The organism is Klebsiella sp. RCJ4, from assembly GCF_009025755.1.
GTDB classification, from domain to species: domain Bacteria; phylum Pseudomonadota; class Gammaproteobacteria; order Enterobacterales; family Enterobacteriaceae; genus Klebsiella; species Klebsiella michiganensis.
This window is the reverse complement of sequence record NZ_WCIN01000042.1, coordinates 407,804-429,746: the sequence shown is the minus strand read 5'-3', so window position 1 is coordinate 429,746 and position 21,943 is coordinate 407,804. Positions and strand designations below refer to the sequence as shown.

Sequence of the window (21,943 nt, the reverse complement as noted above, 5' to 3'; positions counted from 1 at the left end):
TGCCGTTAACCTTCGCGGTGCGCTTGTTATCCACCTGGCCGCCGGTCACGTAGAAGCGCAGCATCGGGCGGAACTCCGGCCCCATACCGATGGCGATGTTCTGCGACAGCGTCAGCTTCCAGCCGTGGTTATCGCCGCCCTGGTCGTAATCGACGCGCTGGTAGCCCGCTTCCAGCCAGGTGGAGTGCACATCGTTCCAGAAGTACATCGGACGGACAATGGCGCCGTAGTTTTTACGGTTATCGGTGTTATCCTTGCCGTTGTCATAGTCGTGGAAGGCCAGCAGATATTCGATCTGCGCCTGCCGGGTGAATTTATGCAGCCCTTCAAAGCTGGCGTAAATCGCGGTCAGGTCATCGGTTTTGTTGTAGACGCTGTTATCCGAGTTATCGGAGTAGCGCAGGATCACTTTATTGACGCCGCTGTCGTTGGTGTGGCTCAGCACCAGCCCGCCCTGCCAGGCGTCGAGACGTTCGTCGCTGTCCACCGCTTTCGAATCGAAACCGTAGTTGGCGTACACCTCAACGTCGATCGGCCCGGCCTTGATGTTGTGGGTTTTGGTGGTCAGGGCGTAGTGGCCGTTATCGCCGGTACCGGAGCCGCCGGTACAGGTGATGCGCGACGGGTTGGCCTCGTCCGCCATCACTTCCGGGCTACAGGACTCCACCTGCGACACTCCCGCCACGTCAAACTGCACGCCGCCGATATCAAAGTTCTTCACCCCGGCACCCTGGCCGTCGTGGTTCATCCAGAAGTAGTCGTTGATCCCCTGCTGCGGGCGCTGATGGAAGTCGCGGCCGGCCCAGATATAGGCGTTGGGATTAGACTCCAGCACGTTGGTGACGCCGACGTAGGCTTTTTTCAGGTTAACTTCATCGCTCCAGTGGTCAAACATGACGTTGATATCCCAGATAGCGCCTTTACTGCTCCTGAAGGCTTTGGTTATCTGGAATTCGCCGCCGTTGCCTTCGTTGCCTAAACGGCCGATCGCCGAGGCGCCGTTATAGGAGCCATCGACGCCGACAAACTTCTGATCGCCGGTCTGGAACTGCGCGCCGTAGCGGGCGTAGCCGCTGAACTTCAGGCCGAAGGGGATCGCCATATCCGGCGTGGCCGCGGTGGTCTGCGGGTTGGTGATAACATCCACTTTTTTATCAGCCGCGGCGTCGATTTTCGCCTGGCGTTCGGCCAGGGCTTTATCGACGGCTTTCGCCACAATGGCGTCGATCTGTTCCTGAGTAAATTCTTGTGCGAATACGGAAATTGGGCACAGCGCGGCGACGACCGCCATGGTTAATGGCAGCATTTTTACAGTTTTCATCATTATCTCGCTTTTAATAATTTATATATATCCTAAATAGTTCGAGTTGCAGGAAGGCGGCAAGGGAGTGAATCCCGATGAGCTTACTTTGGTAAGTGATTCGGGTAAGCGAGCGCAGCCAACGTACATGCAGCTTGAAATATGACGGATATATTTAGATAATAGCTATCCCGCCAGGATAAGCTGGTATATTTAGTTCGGGTACAGTTGCTAAATATTGATATAAATTAACGCTGGTATAAATGAATTAACTCTTCCGAAAATTCACGGGCGAGCAGTGAATTCATTAAGTGATCCTGAGCATGGACCATAATTAACGTCATCGGCTGGCGCGCTTCGCCAGCGTCCTGCTCGATAAGCCGGGTCTGCATCTGGTGCGCCCGGCGGGCGTAGCCATCGGCTTCATTCAGAAGCAAGCGCGCTTCATCTATATTACCGTTGCGGGCGCAATGGAGCGCTTCAAAACATAATGAGCGTGACTGGCCCGCATTAACGATAATTTCCATTACCGCATCTTCTAATTCAATCATGATAGATCCTGAGGTCATTAACTTTATTCTTTAAATAATGCAGTGAAAGTCCCTTTTCCGCATTATTTATGCCGTCATCTTAAATATAATATTAAATATATAGATTAATTATTGGCTGACCGTTTCGGCAACCGGCACTGCGGCTTTTGCTTTTTCAACTTCAGTTTTCATTAACGAGCGTTCATAGGCGCGCAGGAAGGGCAGGTAGATTACCGCCGACATCACCATGCAAATTAAACACATCACCACCGGGCTTAGCGTCCAGTTTGCAGCCCATGATGCGCCGATAGGCGCCGGCGTCGTCCACGGCGTCAGCGAAACGACCTGGCTGAGCCAGCCGAGGCGCGTCGCCCCGTAAGCCAGAACGGCGTTAATCATCGGCACAAAGACGAACGGGATAAACATCATCGGGTTCATGATAATCGGCGCGCCGAACAGAATCGGTTCATTGATATTAAAGAAGCTCGGTACGATACCCATTTTGCCAATGGTGCGCAGGTGGGTGACGCGGCTACGCAGCAGCAGGAACGCCAGCGGAAGCGTGGAGCCGACGCCGCCAATCAGCAGGTAGTGGTCCCAGAAACCCTGCAGATAGACGTGCGGCAGAGCCGCACCGGCCGCCAGCGCTGCCTGGTTCGCCGACAGGTTGGCCATCCAGAAGGGGTTCATAATGCCGGTCACGATCAGCGAGCCGTGGATCCCGGCGAACCAGAAGATCTGGCACATCAGGACGGAAAGCAGAATCGCCGGTAGGGAGTCAGAGGCGGAAACCAGAGGCTCCAGCAGATGCATAATCGCCTGCGGCAGGATCATACCGGTCTGCGCTTCGATAAACAGATTCAGCGGATGCAGGGTCGCGATCACCACCAGCACCGGGATAAGGATTTCAAACGAACGCGCAACGCCGGTCGGCACTTCTTTCGGCAGGCGAATCGTAATGTTGTTCTGCTTTAGCCAGGCGTAAACGCGGGTGGAATAGATGGCGGTGATCAAGGCGGTAAAAATACCCTGACCAGAGAGGTACTGGGTGGAGATTTTGCCATCGGCGTACGGCGCGGCAACCAGTAAGAAAGCCATAAACGCCAGCAGACCGGACATCACCGGGTCGAGCTGGAACTGGCGTCCCAGGCTGGCGCCGATCCCCACCGAAATAAAGAACGTCATCACGCCCATGCTGAGGTTAAACGGCAGCATCAGCTGTTCGCGATACTGTTGGGAGAAGTCCAGCCAGCCGCGGGCGAAACCGTTAGTGGTATCCGGGGAAAAAGGCGGAAAGATAAATACCAGCATGAATGAGCCGATGATCATAAACGGCAATGCGGCAGTGAAACCATCGCGAATCGCGATAACGTATTTCTGCTGCCCAAGGCGTCCTGCCAGCGGGGTAATTGATTGCTCGATCGCGGCAATCATGGACTGATACAGAGAACTCATTTGCACACCTCTTAATGCGCTTCAATCAGCGACAGGGCATAATCCAGGACGTTGTCTCCCCGCTGCATTCCGTAATCCATGGCGTTAATCGGCTGGACCGGAATATTCAGGGGAGCGGCTTTCTCAGCTAAGTTTTTCAGCATGTATTTCACCTGTGGCCCAAGAAGCACCACCTGGTATTGCGGAAACTGCATGTCAAATTCGGAAACTCCGTAGGCGTCAATCTGCGCCGGCAGGTTACGTTCCTTCGCGGCATCAACCATCTTTCTGACCAACAGGCTGGTGGACATTCCGGCAGAGCAGCACAGCATAATCTTGTACATCGACGATTGTCCTCAAAATGTAAAAAGTTATTGCGTGGATGATTTGATATCAGACGGAAACCGGTTTCCATTTATAAAAAACAGAACTGTGATAACCGTCAAGATCTGTCAGTCAAAGGGCGTGTTAATTAGATTTGGCTCACAAATTTTCCTGGTTTTTGCTACGATTTTCCATGAAACGGAAAATCGGTTTCCAAATAAAAAGGGAAACGGATATACTGCCGCTGGTTATTATTGAAGCGATTCAGGTTCAAGGATTTACAGGGATCGGACTGGCCCTGTCAGGGGAAAATAATGTCTACAATCAACGATGTATCACGGTTAGCTGGGGTATCTAAAGCCACAGTCTCTCGGGTGTTGAGTGGTTCGCGCGGCGTAAAGGAAGCCAGCCGACAGGCGGTATTGCAGGCGGCGGAAGCGCTTAACTACCGGCCGAATATGATCGCGCAATCTTTGCTGAGTCAGACCACCGGCTGCATCGGCGTCATTTGCGCCCAGGACAACATTAATCAAACCACCAGCTATCTCTACGCGCTGGAAAAACAGCTCAGCCAGCACCAGATGCACCTGCTGCTGCGTTTTGCCAACAGCCGCGGTAGAGTGCTCCATTCGCTGGAAGAGTTGACCTGCGGCCTCTGCGATAATGTGTTAATCATCGGCGCGCGGTTTCCGCTCAATATCGACCGGCCCGACGTAGTGCTGATTGACTGCCTGGAAAGCGACGCAACGAATAGCATTCAGTTTGACCACGCCTTTGCGGCGGAAACTGCCTGCAACTATCTGATAAGCCAGGGGCGGCGGCAGATTGCGCTGATTCATCCTCAGGCCAGCGGATTTGCTGACCAGGTTCTGCTGGGCTATAAGCACGCGCTGGAAAAGAATTTTCTGCCGTTCAATCGCAACCTGGTTTTTCTCGACAGCCATTCGCCGTCCGTGGCGGTTCAGGAACTGGTGAACAACGCAACCACCCTGAATTTTAATGCGTTATTGGTTGCCAACGAGCAGCAGGCGCAGCTGGTGGTACCGCAGCTCCAGGCGTTTAATCGCGCGGTACCGGAAAAAGTCATGGTGTTCAGCCTGGCGGGCTCGTTACAGCTGCCCGGTATTCCGACGATTCCGGCGATTGAATATTCCATGGACGCGATGGCCAGCCAGATAGTCAACTGGCTGACCGAGAAGACGCAAATGCTCGCCAGCAGCCCGCTGCGCGGAGATTTGATTATTCCGAACCGCTAATGGTGACGCCTCCGCGCCCGGTACTAGGGCGTAGGGCACTGAATGCCGCTAATGGCCTTCTGATAAGCGGCGCTGTTGTTTTTATCCAGCGCCCGCGTCGCGCTTTGTACGGCGGTCTTATTTTCCGCTGATTCCAGCACGCGGTTAGCAAACTGCGTATCATCCAGCGCGCTGCTGGCAGGGCAATTTTTCCTCACATCTTTCACTATCTGCTGCTTTTGCTGTTCAAACTTCAGTCCGGAGAGCGGTGCGGCTGTCGCCACGCTGGAGAACATCAGACTGGCTGCCAGCGAAAGCGCAAAACTCATTCTCTTCATCACGGATATCCTTATTTTTATTAAAGGGTTCCTCTAACTATAGACGCATTCCTGAACCAACATTTTGCGCGCTGGTTTCCATAAGAATGAGTCTGTTTCAGCCGCTGAAATTTATCTTTCGTACCGGCAAGCAAAGCCGTTGATGCGCAGGTGTTTGCGCTTTTTGGGACGGATATATTCCAGCCATTACGTTTCAGGGATGGCGGATCATGACGCAAAAAGGAACCCCCTCGACGCCGCACGATGCGGTATTTAAACAGTTTTTATCGCATCCCGAGTGCGCCAGGGATTTTATCGAGATTCATCTGCCCGCTTCGCTACGCCAGCTGTGTAATCTGCAAACGCTCAGGCTGGAGTCCGGCAGCTTTATTGAGGCAGATTTGCGTGCCAGCTACTCCGACGTGCTGTGGTCGCTGAAAACCCGCGACGGCAACGGCTATATTTACGTGGTGATTGAACACCAGAGCACGCCGGATGCGCATATGGCCTTCAGGCTGATGCGCTACGCGCTGGCGGCGATGCAGCGTCACCTGGATGCCGGGCATAAAACGCTGCCGCTGGTGGTGCCGATGCTGTTCTATCACGGCGCGAAAAGTCCCTATCCCTTCTCGCTTTGCTGGCTGGATGAGTTTACTGATACGCAGACGGCGCGAAGACTTTATGCCGCCGCTTTCCCGCTGGTGGATATTACGGTGGTTCCGGATGACGACATTATGCAGCACCGGCGCGTGGCGCTGCTGGAGCTGATTCAAAAGCATATTCGCCAGCGCGATTTACTTGGCCTGGTGGAGCGATTAGCCGAGCTGTTGGTTAAAGGTTGCGCTAATGACAGCCAACTGAAAGCGCTGTTTAATTACATGCTGCAGTGCGGCGATGCGCCTCACTTTGGTGAATTTCTTCACGAGGTCGAGCGGCGCGTTCCTCAACATAAGGAGGTACTCATGACGATTGCGGAAAGGCTACGGCAGGAAGGGAGACAAGAAGGCAAGTTGGAGGGCAAGTTGGAGGGCAAGTTGGAGGGCAAGTTAGAAGGTAAACAAGAGGGTAGACAAGAAGAAGCGTTGCGTATTGCCCGTTCACTTCTGGAGCAGGGGTTTGAGCGCGAGCTGGTACGGATGACTATTGGGCTCTCTGATGACGATCTGAATGCATTCCAGGATGCATCCCTCAAGATGGGGGAAAATTAATAAAGATTGTAGAGAGGCTACCGCTGGAAGAGATACCACAGGAGTTACAACCTGAGTATTTACTGGGATATCTGTTGGAATTATACCTGGAGTTTTATGAAGGATTTCAGGAAGGTAAACGAGAAGAGGCGTTGCGTATTGCTCGTTCATGTCTGGAACAGGGATTTGAGTGCGAGCTGGTGCAGGTGGTTTGTGAGCTGTCGGATGACGACCTGAAGATGCTGCAAACTCAGGTCGCAGCCTCTCCTGGCCGATAATCGTCAGGCCGTTTTAACCCGCCGCCGCGAATCCATGGCGATCAGCACCACCGATGAGAGAATCAGCAGCGTGCCCAGCCAGTCCGGGAGAGTAAAAGTGATGCCGAGCAGCAGTAGGGAGAGCAGGGCGCTACTCAGCGGCTCCGCGCAGCTGAGGATCCCCGCCTTCGCGCCGCCAATTTTCTGCGCGCCGTTCAGGTAGAGGCTGAAGGTCAGCGAGGTGCCGATTACCACCAGGTAGAAAAAGGCCAGCAGCAGGCCGCCGGTCACCACAAAATGGTTGCCCTGTCCGGCGTAGAACGGCAGCAGCATGGCGCCGCCGAGCAGCATGCTCCAGCCGACAATCGGCAGCGTGCCGTAGCGGGCAATCAGCGTCGAAGGATAAGTTGTATAAAAAGCGGCGGCAAACGCCGAAGCAATCCCCCAGAACAGCGCCGTGGGGGAAATCGACAGCGTCGTCGGGTTGCCGTGGGTCACCAGCAGGAAAGTGCCCGCCAGCGAGGTGGCGATGGCCGCGAGCACCAGCGGGCTGGGGCGCGTTTTGCGGGCGATGGCAAACCAGGCGACGATAATCGTCGGCGACAGAAACTGCAGCACCGTCGCGGTGGCGGCGTTGGATTGCTCGATAGTCATCAGAAAGGTGTACTGCACGGTGAGCGCGCCGAACAGCGAAAAGATCAGCAGGCTGGCGGCGTCTTTGCGGTTTTGCAGGACGCGGAAAATCTTATCGCCGTGGAAGAACGAGAGCATCAGAAGGATCAGGCCGGCGAACAGCAGGCGCGTCATGGTCAGAAACGGCGATGACATCTGGCTTTGCTGCATAATATATTGCGCGCAGACGCCCGAACTGCCCCACAGCACGGCGGCGATCAGTACGTTCAGCATCCCTTTTTTGCTGGAGCCCATCTTTCCCTCAGGTGAAAATAGCGCGAAAGCAGTATCATAGCATGAGTACGCGCGGGAAGCGGGGCAGGAAAGGGTAGTCGGAGTATTTGCGTGCCCCTTGCGGCGGAAGATCGTTGGGTTTGGCGATCTGACGCGTAAGCTTGTAGCGAGTTAGATCCCGTCGAAAAGAAAATCCATTGAAGCTTTAACGACTTCGCGCTGGTGATTCAGATTACAAACTTCTTTACCCAGAACACGATGTGGGATGCTGGCGAGTTCGTGAGTCATCACGACGTATTCTTCCCCTTCTACGGTGACAAGCGGTGTTAAACGATCGGCGCGTGGGCCTTTATAGTTTTTCAGTGGAAACAGTGGAATCACGACCCGAGTATTGCGCTTGCCGATAATGTCACTCTGTACATCAAGGAGGTAAGGATACGCAGCAATTCGACCTGTATTCTTATAAACGTAATACTGCATATTTAGAACGTCCTGTATTCATCAGAGAGAAGTCCATTTTCCTCAGTTAAATTATTGAGGTAGTCGATTGCCTGGGCATTTTCTTTTTGCCAGCGGGCTATTTCGAGGCTGTGGATTTCGCTTTTTAGAGCGTTAGTCAACGTTAGAGACAGATTGATGCCGACCTCACGAGCCTGTTTGACCAGGCCTGGGTCCAGTGTCACGCTGACGTTCTGCTTATTGCGTTTTGCGGCTGGCATAGGGCATCTCCTGTGTAATCTACACGTGTAGATTACACAGAAATAAATAAACCCGCCATTCGGCGGGTTAAAAAAGATTCAATTTTTATGCGCCGGACGCGCCTCTTAGCTCAAATCAACGTTTTTACTGCCGAACAGCCAGGTCAGGGCGAAGCCGCACAGGTAAGAGACCGCCAGCCCGGCGGCATACACCGCCATTCCGGCGTAGATGCCGCTGCCGGAGGTCATCAGCGGCAGCGCCACCAGCCCGGACGGGCCAAATACCGTATTCAGGCCGACCGGTAGCCCCAGCCAGGCGATGAGCCCGAGGAAAAAACCGCCGCAGGCGCCGCCGAGGCAGGCGGTGACAAAGGGCTTCATGCGCGGTAGCGTCACGCCGTAAATCAGCGGTTCGCCGATGCCGAGAAAGCCGGGAATAATCGCCCCTTTAATCTGCGTGCGCAGCAGAGAACCGTGCTTCGCCCGCCAGAACAGCGCCAGCGCCGCACCAACCTGTCCGGCACCGGCCATGGCCAGAATCGGAAACAGCGAGTTAAACCCCTGTGCATCCACCAGCGCGAAATAGACCGGCACGAAGCCCTGATGGACGCCGAACATCACCGCCAGCAGGAACAGGCCGGCCAGTACCGCAGAGCCGAACGGGTTACCGTTAAGGTGCAGAAACAGCCATGACATCCCGGTGAACAGCCAGCCGCCGATAGGCATAATGACGGTAAAGGTGATCGCGCCCATGATCAGCAGCGTCACCGCCGAGGTGAGGATCATATCGAGGTTGGCAGGCATGATGCGGCGTACCTGTCGTTCCACCCACGCGCCGATAATCGCGGCGATAAGCACGCCGATAATATTGCCGCGCGGGTCGATACCGTGGCCGAAGAAGGTGGAAATCCCGGAATAGAAGCCGCTGGTGGCTTCCGGGTTATAGCCGAGAACAAACAGCGCAGCGATGATGGCCCCGTTGACCCCGGAGCCGCCGAAGGCTTTCTGGGCGTTATAGCCGATCAGGATGCTCAGGAAGGTAAACATCCCTTTGCTGAACACCTTCATGTAGCCGATCAGCGCCATCAATGTCGCGTTCGGATGCGCGTTTTCGAGGACAAATATCTGCTCCGCCAGGGTCGCGAACCCCAACAGCAGGCCGACGGCGATAAAGCCGGGAATGAGCGGTGTGAAGATGGTGGCGAATTTCGCGAGGAATTTTTGAATACCGCTGGTTTGCTTGCTCTTCAGCGCCTGTTTCTTTTCGGCGGCGACATCGGCCAGCGATGGCGCATCCGCCGGGGCTTCTTCCAGTAACGCATTCATCATTTCCGCCGCGCTTTGCGCCTTGCCGGGCCCAAGGACGACCTGGAACTGTTCATCGCTAACGATCACCCCCATTACGCCATCAATCTGGCGGATGGCGGCGCTATCGGCCCGTGATTCATCGCGCAGGGTCAGGCGCAGCCGGGTCATACAGTTGCCCGCCTGCGCGACGTTCCCGGCTCCGCCAACGTGCTGCAGGATCCGCGCTATCATCTCTTTATTTATTTTTGCCATTGCAGATTACCCGTGAGTCAGCGGTCAGGAGTGGCTCAGCGCCTTGCGGATATAGCCGTTATTTTTTGCCAGCAGCGCCTGGGCATCCGCGGCGCTTAAATCAGCCAGCACCATCACAATCGCCGTTTTGCAGTGGCGATCGCAGGCTTCCAGCGCGCTCTGGGCGGTTGCGCGATCGCATTCGGTCGCTTCCATGACGATGGACACCTGGCGCTCGATAAGCTTGGCGTTGGTCGCTTCCACGTCCACCATCAGGTTGCTGTAGACCTTGCCGATGCGGATCATCGCCCCGGTAGAAATCATATTCAGCACCAGCTTCTGCGCTGTGCCCGCCTTCAGGCGCGTTGAGCCGGTCACCACTTCCGGACCCACGACCGGCGTAATGGCGACGTCCGCCAGCTGGGCCATTTCGCCGTGCGGGTTACAGCTGACGATGGCGACAAAAGCGTTCTGGCTGTGGGCATACTCCATCGCGCCGATGACGTACGGCGTGCGTCCGCTGGCGGCCAGGCCGACCAGCACGTCGCGGCTGCTAAAGTTCAGGTTCTGCAGGTCCATCGCCCCTTGCGCTTTGTTGTCTTCGACGTTCTCTACGGCGCTCAGTATGGCTTTATGGCCGCCCGCGATAATGCCCACCACCTGCTCCGGGCGGGTGCCGAAGGTCGGCGGACACTCGCTGGCATCAAGGATCCCCAGACGCCCGGAAGTGCCCGCGCCAATGTAAATCAGTCGACCACCCGCCTGCAGCGCCGCCGCGACCTTATCCACCACCTGGGCAATTTGCGGCAGATAGGGGGTGATGGCGTGAGCCACCTGCTGGTCTTCCTGGTTAATCACCGTCAGCATCTCTTCGGTGGTGAGGATATCAATGTTGGCGCTATTGGCGTTGCGGCGCTCGGTCAGCAGTTTGCTCAGGTCGATACTCATAGGAACCTCTTTATTCACGGTGGCGGGCAGTATAAGGAATTAATTATTCCTTTCCTGTGAAGGTTATCACGATTGGTGTTGAAGGAATAATAGGAGATTACAGTACTGACGGGAAAAATAGGGGTAATATAATTGGAATATTTTATTACCCCGGAGGAGGTTATGCGATGGGGCGCGGCTTTTTCAGGCCAATCAGCAGCGCGGCCAGATAGCAAAGGGTCATCGCGAAGCTCATTTTGAGCATCGTTTCGCCGCCGAGTCCGGCCAGCGGCGCGGCAATACCGCCGAACACAAACATCAGCGTGCCCATCAGGGCGGAAGCGGTGCCGGACTGGCGGGCGTGAATGGCGTTCATCGCTTCCGAGCCGGCAACGGTACTGATACCGCTCATCATGGAAACGGTAAAGAACAGGCCGACCAGCGCCAGCGTCGGCTGCGGTAGCCAGGCGACGAGCAGGGTGATAGCGGCAAACGCCACCGCCAGCAGCTGGCCGCCGCGCAGCAGGGCTTCGGCGCTGAAGCGGCGCGCCAGGCGGGAAAAGATCAGCGCCGCGATAATCAGCCCGATACCGTTAAGGCCGAACAGCAGGCTGAACTGCATCGCGCTCATGGCATATTCGCTCTGGATAACGAACGAAGACGAGCCGATATATGAAAACAGCCCGGCCATCATAAAGGCCTGAATCAGGCAGTAGCGCATAAAGCGGCGGTTTTTCAGCACCGGCGCATCAGCCTGCTGCCGCGTAGCCGAGGCGGTGCTTTTGGCCGGCAGCGTTTCGTGCAGCACCGTCAGGCTGAGCAGCAGCAAGACAACGCCGATCGCCGCCATCGCCCAGAACAGGATACGCCAGTCGAAGGCGGTGATGATCCAGCCGCCGAGTACCGGTGAAAGCACCGGCGCAATGCCGTTAACGGTCATCAGCAGGGCGAAAAACTGGGTCAGCAGCGTACCCTGATACCTGTCGCGGGCGATGGAGCGCGACAGCACCGAGCCGCCCGCGCCGGCGAAGCCCTGCAGAAAGCGCCAGGCGATCAGCATATGGATATCGTAGGTTATCGCGCACATCGCCGAGGAGAAGATAAACAGCAGCAGGGAGAGCGCCAGCGGCTTTTTACGGCCAATGCGGTCGCTCAGCGGGCCAAAAAACAGCTGTCCAAGGCCGAGGCCAATCAGCGCCGCGGTCAGCGAAAGCTGGGTCTGCGTGCCGGTGGCGCTGAGCTGCTGGGTGATTTCCGGCAGCGCGGGCAGATAGAAGTCGGTACACAGCGGCCCAATGGCGCTGAGCAAACCGAGAACCACGACCCAGGAGAGGGAAATTCGGGACATATCAACGGGCTCCTTGTCATCAAACCGGGCGTTGCCGCCCGGCAAAAGCGTTAGCTGGCGCCGCCTCCCAGCGACTGCCAGAGGGTAATGCGGTTTTCCAGATCCGTTTGCTGGAGGGAGATAAGCGTGGCCTGCGCCGACCACAGCGTTCGCTGGGCGGTCAGCACCGACAGATAATCTCCGACCCCGGCCTGATAGCTCTTCATCGCGATATTCAACGATTTCTGCTCCGCCGCGACGTATTTATTCTGCGCGTCCAGCTGTTCGCTGAGCGTTTCCCGGCGCGCCAGCGCGTCGGCGACATCCTTAAAGGCGCTCTGAATCGTCTTCTCATAGGTGGCGATCAGCCCCTTTTTCTCCGCTTCAGCATAGCGCAGCTGCGCCAGGTTGCTGCCGCCGGTAAACAGCGGCAGGCTGATGGACGGCGCGAATGACCACACCTGCATGCCGTGGCTGAACAGCGACGAGAGCGAGTCGCTGCCGACCCCGGCGCTGGCGGTCAGCGAGATGGACGGGAAGAAATTGGCCCGCGCCGCGCCGATATCGGCGTTAGCGCTCTTCAGATTATGCTCCGCTTCCTGGATATCCGGGCGGCGCAGTAGTACCGATGAAGAGACGCCCGCCGGCACCAGGGTGATACTCCGATCGCCAAGGCTTTCCAGCGTGCCGGGCAGCAGGCTATCCGGCACGGTTTCTCCGGCCAGCAGGTTGAGCGCGTTTTTATCCTGCGCCACCAGCGTGCGGTAGCTGGCGACGCTGGCGCGCGCCTGCTGATAAACGCTTTCGGCATCACTCAGGTCGCCTGCCGAGGCGGTGCCGACTTCCATCTGGCGGGTGACGATGCGGCGCGAGTTCTCCGCGCTGGCCATGGTGTCCTGCGCCAGCGCCAGATTGCTGTTGTCCGCGGCGAGCGTTATCCACGCGGTGGTCAGATCGGCGATCATCGTCAGACGCGTATTCTGGGCGGTGAATTCGCTGGCAAGCCAGGTTTCCCGCGCCGCGCGCGTCAGGCTTTGGTTCTTGCCAAACAGATCCAGCTCGAAGCTGGAAACCGCGCCGTCGGCTTCCGCTGACGAGGTGAGGCCGCTGGCCACCGTTTTACTGCGGGTATGGCTCAGCTCGGCGTCGAGGGTCGGAAACAGCGAGGCGCGGGTTTCGCCAAACTGGGCGTGCGCGGCTTCGATATCGGCCAGCGCTTTCTGCACGTCGCGGTTGCTGGTCAAGGCGATGTTCACCACTTTTTTGAGGCGAGCGTCATTCACTACCTGCTGCCAGTCGCTGACTACCGCGGTTGCCTCGCCGTGGCTACCCGGCAGGGTCGCCGGCACAGGCGCGGCCGGACGTTCATAGTGCGGGTCGAGAGAGACGCAGCCCGCCGTCAGGAGCGCAACAAAAACTAAGGTAAAACGAAACATAACTTACTCCTGAGAAGAACGATGGCGGGTGAAGAAACGTTTCACCAGCACAAAGAACAGCGGCACGAAGAACACCGCCAGCAGCGTTGCCGTCAGGGTGCCGCCGATAATCCCGGTACCGATCGCCACGCGGCTGTTGGCCCCGGCTCCGGTGGCGATCGCCAGCGGCAGCACCCCGGCTATAAACGCCAGCGAGGTCATCACAATAGGGCGTAGACGGGTCTGCGCGGCGCGCATGGCGGCACGCGACAGGGAGTAGCCCTCTTCCACCGCCGATTCAGCGAATTCGACGATCAGAATGGCGTTCTTCGACGACAGGCCGATGGTGGTTAATAGCGCCACCTGGAAGTAAACGTCATTGCTCAGACCGCGCATCCACGCCGCCAGCGCCGCGCCGAGCAGCCCAAGCGGGATCACCATGATCACCGAGAACGGTACCGACCAGCTCTCATACAGCGCCGCGAGGCACAGGAAGACCACCAGAATCGAGATAGCGTAGAGGCTCATCGCCTGGCCGCTGGCGAGTTTTTCCTGCAGCGACATGCCGCTCCATGCCCAGGTGGTACCGGCGGGCAGGTTATTGGCTAAGGCCTCCATCTTGTCCATTGCCGCGCCGGAGCTGAAGCCGCTGGCGTTCTCACCCTGAATTTCAAAGGCGGCGGAGCCGTTGTAGCGCACCAGGCTTTCCGGACCGTATTGCCAGCGGGTGGTGGCGAAGGCGGAGAACGGCGTCATGCTGTCGTCGCTGCCGCGCACAAACCATTTACCGAGGTCGGACGGCACGGCGCGGGCGTCGCTTTCGCCCTGGATATAGACCTTCTTCACGCGACCGCGATCGATAAAGTCGTTAACGTAGGTCCCCCCCCAGGCGCTGGAAAGGGTATCGGTGACATCGCTTAACGACAGCCCGAGCGACACGGCTTTGTTATTATCGATATCCACCTGCAGCTGCGGCATTTGCGGCAGATCGTTGGCGCGTACCGACTGCAGCTCGGTACTTTGATTCGCCGCGGCCAGCAGCTGGCTGCGCATTTTCATCAGGCTATCGCGATCGGTACCGCCGCTGGCCATCAGTTCGAAGGTGAAGCCGTTGCTCTGCCCCAGGCCATCTACCGACGGCGGGGTCATGGCGAACAGGGTGGCGTCGCGAATGCTGCCGAGCTCTTTGGTGGCGCGCAGGGCGATGGCCTGAGCGGTATTTTCTTCGCCTTTACGTTCGGACCAGTTTTTCAGCGACACGAAGGCCATCCCGGCGTTTTGTCCGCTGCCGCTAAAGCTAAAGCCGTCGACGGTAAAGATCACGTCGGTATTGGCTTTCTCTTTCGTCAGGAACCAGTCGGTGACCTGGCGGCGAACCTCGGCGGTACGTACCGCCGTCGCCCCGGCGGGCAGCGTGTACTGGACCATGATTTCGCCCTGATCCTCCGTCGGCAGGAAGCTGCCCGGCAGTTTCCACATCGCCAGCGCCATGCCGCCGCAAATCAGGACAAAAGCGCCCATCATCATCGCCGAGCGGCGCAGGCCGCCAACAACACGATGCTGATAGCCCTGCTCGGTGCGTCCCCACAGGCGGTTAAAGGCGCCGAAGAAGCCTTTGGTATGCGGTTTAGAATGGCTCAGCAGCGCGCCGCACAGCGCCGGGGTTAAGGTTAAGGCGACCACCACGGAGAGCATCATCGCCGAGATAATGGTCACCGAGAACTGGCGATAAATCACCCCGGTTGAGCCGCCGAAGAAGGCCATCGGCAGGAACACTGCCGAGAGCACCAGGGCAATGGCGATCAGCGCGCCGGAGATTTCGCCCATCGATTTTTCGGTGGCTTCGCGGGCGGGCAGCCCCTCGTCGCGCATGATACGCTCGACGTTTTCCACCACCACGATGGCGTCATCCACCAGCAGGCCTATCGCCAGCACCATCGCAAACAGCGTCAGGGTGTTGATGGAGTAGCCGAACAGCGCCAGCACGCCGAAGGTGCCTAGCAGCACGACCGGAACCGCCACCGCCGGGATCAGCGTGGCGCGGAAGTTTTGCAGGAACAGATACATCACGCAGACCACGAGGATAATCGCCTCGAACAGCGTCTGAATCACATCCTCCACCGAGATTTTGATGAACTCGGTGCTGTCTTTCGGGTAGGCGATATCGTAACCCTGGGGCATCTGACGCTGGAACTCGGCAATCTTGTTTTTCACCAGCGTCGCGGTATTCAGGGCGTTAGCGCCCGGCGCCATCATCACCGCGATCCCGGCAGCCGGATGGCCGTTGAGATTGGCGGAGGCGGTGTAATCTTCGCTGCCCATCTCAACGCGGGCGACGTCGCTCAGGCGCACTACCGAACCGTCGCTCTTGCTCTTGACGATAATATCTTTGAACTGGGCGACGGTTTGCAGCCGCGACTGGGCACGCACGGTGGCGGTCAGCTGCTGCGCGTTGGAGGCGGGTAGCGCGCCGATTTTACCGGCGGACACCTGCACGTTCTGCGCCTCAATGGCCGATTGCACATCGGATGGCATCAGCGAATAGGAGGCCAGTTTGGTCGGGTCCATCCAGATGCGCATGGCGTATTCCGCGCCGAACACCTGCAGGCTGCCGACGCCTTCAATACGCGCCATCGGATCCTGCATGTTGCTGACCAGCCAGTCGGAGATGTCGGAGCTGGTGGCTTTGTTGTTTTTGTCATACACCGCGAGGATCAGCAGGAAGCTGCTCTGCGATTTCTCCACCGTTACGCCGGACTGCTGAACTTCGCTCGGCAGACGAGATTCCGCCTGCTGCACTTTGTTCTGCACCTGAACCTGGGCGGTATCCGGATCGGTACCCTGCTCAAAGGTGACGGTAATGCTGACCGAGCCGTCGGAGCTGCTGGTGGACGTAAAGTAGAGCAGGTTGTCCAGTCCGGTGAGCTGCTGCTCAATAACCTGGGTGACGCTGTTTTCCAGGGTTTCCGCAGAGGCCCCGGTGTAGGTGGCGGAGATTTTTATCGCCGGCGGGGCGACGTCAGGATACTGGGCGACCGGCAGGGTGCGGATAGCCAGAATCCCGGCGAGCATAATCAGAATGGCGATAACCCAGGCGAAGACCGGGCGTCGCACGAAGAAACGGGAGAACATCAGGCGTTGCCTCCGTCATTTTTGACTTCGGCGGCTTTGACCTGCTGGCCCGGCGCCACTTTGCCGGTCCCTTCGACAATCAACCTGTCGCCGCTCTTCAGGCCGTTGACGATAAGCCATTTGTCGCCGTAGGTTTCGCCGGTTTCCACGCTGCGCTGTTCAACCTTGTTATTAGCGTCAACCACCAGCGCGGTGGCATCGCCTTTGGCATCGCGGGTGATGCCCTGCTGCGGGGCGAGGATCGCATCGTTCATGATGCCTTCGTCTATACGGGCGCGAACGAACATCCCCGGCAGCAGCACGTGCTGCGGATTGGGAAAGACCGCGCGCAGCGTGACCGAGCCGGTCGATTCATCCACCGCCACTTCGGTCAGCGCCAGGCGACCTTTTTCGCTGTAGGTACTGCCATCTTCAAGAGTCAGGGTGACGTTAAGGGTATCGCTGTTGCTCGCCAGGCTTTGCTTACGCAGGCGCAGCAGATCGACGCTGGATCGGGTGAGATCGACGTATATCGTATCCAGGCCGCGGATCGTCGCCAGCGCGGTATCCTGATCGGCGGACACCAGCGCGCCCGGCGTGACGGAAGAGATCCCGATGCGCCCGGCAATCGGTGCGGTCACGGTGGTCCAGTTCAGGTTGATGCGCGCGCTTTCCAGCGCCGCTTTTTTCGACTCGACGCTGGCCTTATCCTGGTTACAGGTCGCTATCGCGTCATCGGCGTCCTGACGGGAGACGCCGTTATCTTTGACCAGCACCGCGTAGCGCTGGGCTTTTTGGCAATCGGCGATGACCAGCGCCTGGGCCTGTTTCAGCGATGCGGCGGCTTCGTTAAACGTCGCGCGATAGCTTGATGGGTCGATTTGGTACAGCGCCTGTCCGGCTTTGACCATATCGCCCTCGGTAAACAGGCGTTTTTGCACGATCCCGCCGACCTGCGGGCGCACTTCGGCGCTAAGCGAGGCGGTGGTGCGTCCGGTCAGGCTGCTCACCACCGGGACAGGCTGGCCGTGCAGGGTAACGACACCCACTTCCTGCGTCATCTGCTGCGGGGAAGCGTTTTGCGCATTATCGCACCCGCTAAGGAGAAATAATGCTGCTGCGATGGGGGCTAAAGTATATTTCATTATATTTTCTCAGGATGAACGACGTCCGCCCCGCAAATTCAGTGGCGGGGTGATGGGCCGGGCGATGATGCATCTCCGGGCAAGCACAAATAACCCAATGGGAAATAAATATTCCTGTTTGCAGTAAATAACTCGGTGAATACCGCTATTGATTAAGCGGTTTTTCCGAGATTTTCCCGTGCGGCGAATACGGCATCAGACGGCGGTTACAGGCTCTGAACCGAGCGATAACGCCTGCTACAGGGCATTACTTGTGGGGTTCTCCATGGTTTTTGGTTTTGAGAATGATCGTTCTCATTTTTCCCCATTATACGTCTGTACCGAATGATGGGAAGGTTTTTTACACAAAATTTAGTGCAGGGAATTTAGTCAGGAAATAATGGAGAAAAAAAGGATATTTTGTGAAAGTAGGGTGGTGAATGGTCTGTGAAAAATAAAAGATGGAGATAATCAATGACATTAATAATAACAGAGAACATTAATCCCGCCGATCAAGAAGAGCTGCTGGCGGGACTGCGGGAATACAATCTGCGCTTTCTGGACCCGGCTCAGTTCGGCGAGCTGGGCGTTTATTCACGCGATGACGCTGGCGCGATGCGCGGCGGATTGATCGGTAAACGCAAGGGCAGCTGGCTGTGTATTGAATATCTGTGGGTCAGCGAAGCCTCGCGCGGCAGCGGCCTTGGCAGCGAGCTGATGCATGAAGCGGAAAACCAGGCGCGGGCGCGCGGCTGCAGCCACGTGCTGGTGGATACGTTCAGCTTTCAGGCGCTGCCGTTTTATCAGAAGCTGGGCTATCAGCTGCAGATGTCGCTGCCGGGTTTTCCGCACGTGGGCATGCAGCGCCACTATTTATCGAAAGCATTGTAAACCTGGCCTCAGGAGACCCTCCCGGAGGCGGCGCTGTGCGCCTGTCCGGGCTACCCGAACGCAGGCGGCTGTGAAGCGGATTGAATCCCCCGGATGGCGGCTGTCGCCTTATCCGGGCTACCCGATCGCAGGCGGTTGTGAACCGGATTGTATTCCCCGGATTGCAGACGGCTGTGAACCTGTAGCCCGGCTAAGCGCAGCGCGAGCCGGGGGAATTAGCCGCCGATCCCCCGGCCTGTCAGCGCCAGGGCGTGGCTGACAATCATCTTCCGGTCTACCGATTGCAACCGCGGATCGGTGTGGGTGCGGGAAAACGGCACCAGCACCAGGCTTATCAGGGTGGTAAACAGCAGCTCCGGGGAGAGCGCCGGATTAAGCTTGCCCTCCCGCTGCCAGCGGCGCACCGTCTCCAGCATCTTGTGGTACTTCTCATCGCCAAAACGCGCGTGCATATGCTGGCGCAGCACCGGCATCTCGCCGATGATCTCCTGCATCCACAGCGGCGCGAACCACGCGTTTTTCTCCGCCATGGCCGCCAGGGTTTCAATAAGCAGCGTAAAAGCGGTGACCGGATCGTCGCCGTGCGCGACAAAAATTTGTCCGATCTCGCTGCGTAGCGGCATAAAGCGCTCTTCGACCAGCTTTTCCACCAGCGCTTCGCGCGAGCTGAAGTAGTAGTGCAGCATCGCGGGCGTTACCCCCGCCTCTTTGGCGATGGCGTTCAGCGAAATGCGGGCGATCCCGTGGCGGGCAAACAGCGCCAGGGCAATATCCATCAGCTGTTCGCGGTTGGCGGAGCCGGATTTCTGCCCGCGCGGGCGACCGGGACGACGCGGGGCTTCGTTGTCTTTTTGTGCTGACATCCTGTGGCGATCCCTTGACCAGATTCATCATTTCCCTAAATATTAATTATGCATTTAATTAATTTCAAGCGAGTGATGCTATGACATCTGAAATCGCCAGCCAACCGGCGGTGCCCTCGATCCGCCTGCTCTTCAGCGCCCTGCTGCTGGTGATGCTGCTCTCGGCGCTGGATCAGACTATCGTCTCCACCGCGCTACCGACCATCGTCGGCGAGCTCGGCGGGCTGGATAAGCTCTCCTGGGTGGTCACCGCCTACATCCTGAGTTCGACCATCGCGGTGCCGCTGTACGGCAAATTCGGCGATCTGTTCGGGCGCAAAATCGTTCTGCAGGTGGCGATTGTGCTGTTTCTTGCCGGTTCCGCCCTCTGCGGGCTGGCGCAAAATATGGCCCAGCTGGTGCTGATGCGCGGCCTGCAGGGGCTGGGCGGCGGCGGCCTGATGGTGATCAGCATGGCGGCGGTGGCTGACGTCATCCCGCCGGCGAATCGCGGCCGCTATCAGGGTCTGTTCGGCGGCGTCTTTGGCCTGGCGACGGTAATCGGGCCGTTAATCGGCGGCTTCCTGGTGCAGCACGCCTCCTGGCGTTGGATTTTTTACATCAACCTGCCGCTGGGGCTGTTTGCGCTGCTGGTGATCGGCGCGGTTTTTCACAGCAGCAACAAGCGCAGCCAGCACCAGATCGACTGGCTGGGGGCGATTTACCTCAGCATGGCGCTGCTGTGCATCATCCTGTTTACCTCAGAGGGCGGCAGCGTCCGCGCGTGGAGCGACCCGCAGCTGTGGTGCATCCTGGCGTTTGGCCTGGTCGGGATTGTCGGCTTTATTCATGAAGAGCGGCTGGCCAGCGAGCCGATTATTCCGCTCTCCTTATTCCGCAACCGCAGCTTTTTGCTGTGCAGCCTGATTGGCTTTGTTATCGGCATGGCGCTGTTCGGCTCGGTGACCTTCCTGCCGCTCTATTTGCAGGTGGTCAAAGAGGCGACGCCGACCGAGGCGGGCCTGCAGCTGATCCCGCTAATGGGCGGCCTGCTGCTAACCTCGATCGTCAGCGGGCGCATTATCAGCCGCACCGGCAAGTATCGCGTATTTCCGATTATCGGCACCCTGCTGGGGGTCGTCGGCATGGTGCTGCTGACGCGCATCACCATCCACTCCGCGATGTGGCAGCTGTACCTGTTTACCGGCGTGCTGGGGGCGGGCCTGGGGTTGGTGATGCAGGTGCTGGTGCTGGCGGTACAGAACGCGATGCCCGCGCAGATGTACGGCGTGGCGACCTCCGGGGTTACGCTGTTTCGATCGATTGGCGGCTCCATCGGCGTGGCGCTGTTTGGGGCGGTGTTTACTCACGTGCTGCAAAGCAATCTCCAGCGCCTGCTGCCGGAAGGGGCGCAGCTGCCGAGGGCGCTGAACCCGGCGGCGGTGCAGAATCTCCCGGCGGAGATCCGCCTCGATTATCTGGACGCCTTCGGGTCCGCTATCCATGCGGCGTTTCTGATGGCGGCCTGCATTATGGCGGTGGCATTTGCCCTCTCCTGGCTACTGAAAGAAGCGCCGCTGAAAACCGGCACACGCTAGACGGCGGCGGCAATACGCCGCAGCGCCCGACGCAGAGCCGGCGCGGCGAAATCGATAAATTTACGCAGCTTAAGCGGAGCCAGATCCCGCGAGGTGTACAGCAGGTGCACCGGTGCAGGCTCTGGTTCCATCGCCTGCAGGAGCAGCTTCAGCTCGCCGCGGGCCAGGCCGTCGATCGCCTGGTAATGCAGCAGGCGCGCCACGCCGGCCCCCAGACGGGCGGCGTCGGCGGCGCTCTCCGGCGTGGTCAGCGACAGCACCGGCTGCAGCGCCACCAGCCGGTCCTCCGCCTCTTCGGCGTTAAAGCGCCAGCCGCGATAAGGCATTGGCGATTCAATACGAATGATCGGTAGCGCGGCCAGCTCGCGCGGGCGTTCGGGTATGCCGTGTTTTTCCAGCAAAGCCGGGTGCGCGCAGGTCACAATACGCATCTCGCCAAGCCGGGTGGCCACCATCCCGCTGTCCGGCAGCGTACCGATACGCACCGCTAAATCAATATGATCGCCCACCAGATCGGCGTTGCGGTCGCTAAGCAGTAAACGGACGCGAATCTGCGGGTAGCGGGCGAGAAAATCCGTCACCACCGGCAAAACATGCTGACGACCGAACATGGTGGGGGCTGAGAGAACCAGTTCGCCTTTTGGCTCCTGATATTCGCCCGCCGCCTGGCGCTCTGCGTTCTCCACCTCTTCGAGAATGCGCCGCGCGGCGGCGACATAATCGACGCCGGCATCGGTCAGCGTCAGCTTGCGGGTGGTGCGGATCATCAGGCGCACGCCGAGGGTATTTTCCAGTTCGCCAATCTGGCGGCTAACGGTGGTCAGGGGCATATTCAGCGCCCGCGCCGCCGCCGACATGCTGCCGAGTTCGGCCACTTTCACCAGCAGCGCCATCGCGCTGAGTCGGTCCATAATTATCCCGTTTTACGGAAAGATGATTGTCATATTGCCACTATTATCTTTTCTGCCAGCACAGTCCATG

21 protein-coding genes are annotated in these 21,943 nt (G+C 58.1%); 5 read left to right on the top strand and 16 right to left on the bottom strand.

Annotation, left to right across the window (positions count from 1 at the left end):
- The 4 genes from F8562_RS22845 to F8562_RS22830 form a co-directional block, all read right to left on the bottom strand.
- A partial coding sequence (locus F8562_RS22845; RefSeq protein WP_151891948.1) for a carbohydrate porin occupies positions 1-1,321 on the bottom strand: 1,321 nt, incomplete at its 3' end.
- Between the two features lie 227 nt (positions 1,322-1,548).
- The gene (locus tag F8562_RS22840; protein ID WP_004855598.1) at positions 1,549-1,851 is read right to left on the bottom strand and encodes a PTS lactose/cellobiose transporter subunit IIA; all 303 of its coding nucleotides are present in this window, start codon (positions 1,849-1,851) and stop codon (positions 1,549-1,551) included.
- 108 nt (positions 1,852-1,959) lie between these two features.
- Complete coding sequence (locus F8562_RS22835) at positions 1,960-3,285, bottom strand: PTS sugar transporter subunit IIC (RefSeq protein WP_014227305.1); 1,326 nt, start codon at positions 3,283-3,285, stop codon at positions 1,960-1,962.
- A gap of 11 nt (positions 3,286-3,296) precedes the next feature.
- A complete protein-coding gene (locus F8562_RS22830; protein WP_014839834.1) occupies positions 3,297-3,608 on the bottom strand; it encodes a PTS sugar transporter subunit IIB in 312 nt (103 codons plus the stop codon).
- A 294-nt stretch (positions 3,609-3,902) separates the two neighbouring features.
- Here F8562_RS22830 and F8562_RS22825 point away from each other — a divergent pair, with 294 nt between their 5' ends.
- Positions 3,903-4,844 carry a LacI family DNA-binding transcriptional regulator gene (locus F8562_RS22825; RefSeq protein ID WP_014227303.1) on the top strand — a complete coding sequence of 314 codons (942 nt, stop codon included), beginning with the start codon at positions 3,903-3,905 and terminating at the stop codon, positions 4,842-4,844.
- A gap of 23 nt (positions 4,845-4,867) precedes the next feature.
- On the opposite strand, the gene F8562_RS22820 is transcribed toward F8562_RS22825, so the two are convergent.
- Positions 4,868-5,161: a YicS family protein gene (locus tag F8562_RS22820; protein WP_014227302.1), complete on the bottom strand. Its 294-nt coding sequence runs from the start codon at positions 5,159-5,161 to the stop codon at positions 4,868-4,870.
- Between the two features lie 209 nt (positions 5,162-5,370).
- On the opposite strand from F8562_RS22820, the gene F8562_RS22815 reads away from it, so the two are divergent.
- Complete coding sequence (locus tag F8562_RS22815; RefSeq protein WP_094909561.1) at positions 5,371-6,348, top strand: Rpn family recombination-promoting nuclease/putative transposase; 978 nt, start codon at positions 5,371-5,373, stop codon at positions 6,346-6,348.
- Between the two features lie 74 nt (positions 6,349-6,422).
- Complete coding sequence (locus F8562_RS22810; protein WP_014839831.1) at positions 6,423-6,605, top strand: hypothetical protein; 183 nt, start codon at positions 6,423-6,425, stop codon at positions 6,603-6,605.
- A gap of 3 nt (positions 6,606-6,608) precedes the next feature.
- Here F8562_RS22810 and F8562_RS22805 read toward each other — a convergent pair whose 3' ends face one another.
- The 9 genes from F8562_RS22805 to F8562_RS22765 all read right to left on the bottom strand — a co-directional run bounded on the left by F8562_RS22805 (position 6,609) and on the right by F8562_RS22765 (position 17,652).
- Complete coding sequence (locus F8562_RS22805; protein WP_014227300.1) at positions 6,609-7,511, bottom strand: EamA family transporter; 903 nt, start codon at positions 7,509-7,511, stop codon at positions 6,609-6,611.
- Positions 7,512-7,661: 150 nt separating this feature from the next.
- Complete coding sequence (locus F8562_RS22800) at positions 7,662-7,970, bottom strand: CcdB family protein (protein WP_014839830.1); 309 nt, start codon at positions 7,968-7,970, stop codon at positions 7,662-7,664.
- Positions 7,971-7,972: 2 nt separating this feature from the next.
- The gene (locus F8562_RS22795; protein WP_014227298.1) at positions 7,973-8,209 is read right to left on the bottom strand and encodes a type II toxin-antitoxin system CcdA family antitoxin; all 237 of its coding nucleotides are present in this window, start codon (positions 8,207-8,209) and stop codon (positions 7,973-7,975) included.
- A 105-nt stretch (positions 8,210-8,314) separates the two neighbouring features.
- The gene (gene murP, locus F8562_RS22790) at positions 8,315-9,748 is read right to left on the bottom strand and encodes a PTS N-acetylmuramic acid transporter subunit IIBC (protein ID WP_014839829.1); all 1,434 of its coding nucleotides are present in this window, start codon (positions 9,746-9,748) and stop codon (positions 8,315-8,317) included.
- 24 nt (positions 9,749-9,772) lie between these two features.
- Positions 9,773-10,675 carry an N-acetylmuramic acid 6-phosphate etherase gene (murQ, locus tag F8562_RS22785; RefSeq protein ID WP_009654080.1) on the bottom strand — a complete coding sequence of 301 codons (903 nt, stop codon included), beginning with the start codon at positions 10,673-10,675 and terminating at the stop codon, positions 9,773-9,775.
- A gap of 160 nt (positions 10,676-10,835) precedes the next feature.
- Positions 10,836-12,002 (bottom strand): multidrug effflux MFS transporter, encoded by a 1,167-nt coding sequence (locus tag F8562_RS22780; RefSeq protein ID WP_014839828.1) that lies wholly within the window; start codon positions 12,000-12,002, stop codon positions 10,836-10,838.
- Positions 12,003-12,052: 50 nt separating this feature from the next.
- A complete protein-coding gene (locus F8562_RS22775) occupies positions 12,053-13,417 on the bottom strand; it encodes an efflux transporter outer membrane subunit (RefSeq protein ID WP_094909560.1) in 1,365 nt (454 codons plus the stop codon).
- A 3-nt stretch (positions 13,418-13,420) separates the two neighbouring features.
- Complete coding sequence (eefB, locus tag F8562_RS22770; protein ID WP_004855578.1) at positions 13,421-16,528, bottom strand: multidrug efflux RND transporter permease subunit EefB; 3,108 nt, start codon at positions 16,526-16,528, stop codon at positions 13,421-13,423.
- Positions 16,528-17,652 (bottom strand): efflux RND transporter periplasmic adaptor subunit, encoded by a 1,125-nt coding sequence (locus F8562_RS22765; protein ID WP_014839825.1) that lies wholly within the window; start codon positions 17,650-17,652, stop codon positions 16,528-16,530. The genes eefB and F8562_RS22765 overlap by 1 nt, the downstream gene beginning before the upstream one ends.
- Before the next feature lie 453 nt (positions 17,653-18,105).
- Between F8562_RS22765 and F8562_RS22760 the strand changes: the two genes are divergently transcribed.
- A complete protein-coding gene (locus tag F8562_RS22760; protein WP_014227292.1) occupies positions 18,106-18,522 on the top strand; it encodes a GNAT family N-acetyltransferase in 417 nt (138 codons plus the stop codon).
- Positions 18,523-18,737: 215 nt separating this feature from the next.
- On the opposite strand, the gene F8562_RS22755 is transcribed toward F8562_RS22760, so the two are convergent.
- Positions 18,738-19,385 carry a TetR/AcrR family transcriptional regulator gene (locus F8562_RS22755; RefSeq protein WP_014227291.1) on the bottom strand — a complete coding sequence of 216 codons (648 nt, stop codon included), beginning with the start codon at positions 19,383-19,385 and terminating at the stop codon, positions 18,738-18,740.
- 80 nt (positions 19,386-19,465) lie between these two features.
- Between F8562_RS22755 and F8562_RS22750 the strand changes: the two genes are divergently transcribed.
- Complete coding sequence (locus tag F8562_RS22750; RefSeq protein ID WP_089046399.1) at positions 19,466-20,962, top strand: MDR family MFS transporter; 1,497 nt, start codon at positions 19,466-19,468, stop codon at positions 20,960-20,962.
- Here the strand turns inward: F8562_RS22750 and F8562_RS22745 are convergent.
- The gene (locus tag F8562_RS22745) at positions 20,959-21,873 is read right to left on the bottom strand and encodes a LysR family transcriptional regulator (RefSeq protein WP_042946134.1); all 915 of its coding nucleotides are present in this window, start codon (positions 21,871-21,873) and stop codon (positions 20,959-20,961) included. The two genes, F8562_RS22750 and F8562_RS22745, sit on opposite strands and share 4 nt — an antisense overlap.
- Positions 21,874-21,943 lie beyond the last annotated feature (70 nt).

Excerpts from the sequence above, each read along its gene's own strand:
- F8562_RS22755 (WP_014227291.1), bottom strand. The coding sequence starts at position 19,385 with ATGTCAGCACAAAAAGACAACGAAGCCCCGCGTCGTCCCGGTCGCCCG.
- F8562_RS22765 (WP_014839825.1), bottom strand. The coding sequence starts at position 17,652 with ATGAAATATACTTTAGCCCCCATCGCAGCAGCATTATTTCTCCTTAGC.
- F8562_RS22825 (WP_014227303.1), top strand. The coding sequence starts at position 3,903 with ATGTCTACAATCAACGATGTATCACGGTTAGCTGGGGTATCTAAAGCC.
- F8562_RS22800 (WP_014839830.1), bottom strand. The coding sequence starts at position 7,970 with ATGCAGTATTACGTTTATAAGAATACAGGTCGAATTGCTGCGTATCCT.
- F8562_RS22835 (WP_014227305.1), bottom strand. The coding sequence starts at position 3,285 with ATGAGTTCTCTGTATCAGTCCATGATTGCCGCGATCGAGCAATCAATT.
- F8562_RS22840 (WP_004855598.1), bottom strand. The coding sequence starts at position 1,851 with ATGATTGAATTAGAAGATGCGGTAATGGAAATTATCGTTAATGCGGGC.
- F8562_RS22760 (WP_014227292.1), top strand. The coding sequence starts at position 18,106 with ATGACATTAATAATAACAGAGAACATTAATCCCGCCGATCAAGAAGAG.
- F8562_RS22815 (WP_094909561.1), top strand. The coding sequence starts at position 5,371 with ATGACGCAAAAAGGAACCCCCTCGACGCCGCACGATGCGGTATTTAAA.
- murQ (WP_009654080.1), bottom strand. The coding sequence starts at position 10,675 with ATGAGTATCGACCTGAGCAAACTGCTGACCGAGCGCCGCAACGCCAAT.
- F8562_RS22745 (WP_042946134.1), bottom strand. The coding sequence starts at position 21,873 with ATGGACCGACTCAGCGCGATGGCGCTGCTGGTGAAAGTGGCCGAACTC.
- eefB (WP_004855578.1), bottom strand. The coding sequence starts at position 16,528 with ATGTTCTCCCGTTTCTTCGTGCGACGCCCGGTCTTCGCCTGGGTTATC.
- murP (WP_014839829.1), bottom strand. The coding sequence starts at position 9,748 with ATGGCAAAAATAAATAAAGAGATGATAGCGCGGATCCTGCAGCACGTT.
- F8562_RS22780 (WP_014839828.1), bottom strand. The coding sequence starts at position 12,002 with ATGTCCCGAATTTCCCTCTCCTGGGTCGTGGTTCTCGGTTTGCTCAGC.
- F8562_RS22830 (WP_014839834.1), bottom strand. The coding sequence starts at position 3,608 with ATGTACAAGATTATGCTGTGCTGCTCTGCCGGAATGTCCACCAGCCTG.
- F8562_RS22775 (WP_094909560.1), bottom strand. The coding sequence starts at position 13,417 with ATGTTTCGTTTTACCTTAGTTTTTGTTGCGCTCCTGACGGCGGGCTGC.
- F8562_RS22795 (WP_014227298.1), bottom strand. The coding sequence starts at position 8,209 with ATGCCAGCCGCAAAACGCAATAAGCAGAACGTCAGCGTGACACTGGAC.
- F8562_RS22750 (WP_089046399.1), top strand. The coding sequence starts at position 19,466 with ATGACATCTGAAATCGCCAGCCAACCGGCGGTGCCCTCGATCCGCCTG.
- F8562_RS22805 (WP_014227300.1), bottom strand. The coding sequence starts at position 7,511 with ATGGGCTCCAGCAAAAAAGGGATGCTGAACGTACTGATCGCCGCCGTG.
- F8562_RS22820 (WP_014227302.1), bottom strand. The coding sequence starts at position 5,161 with ATGAAGAGAATGAGTTTTGCGCTTTCGCTGGCAGCCAGTCTGATGTTC.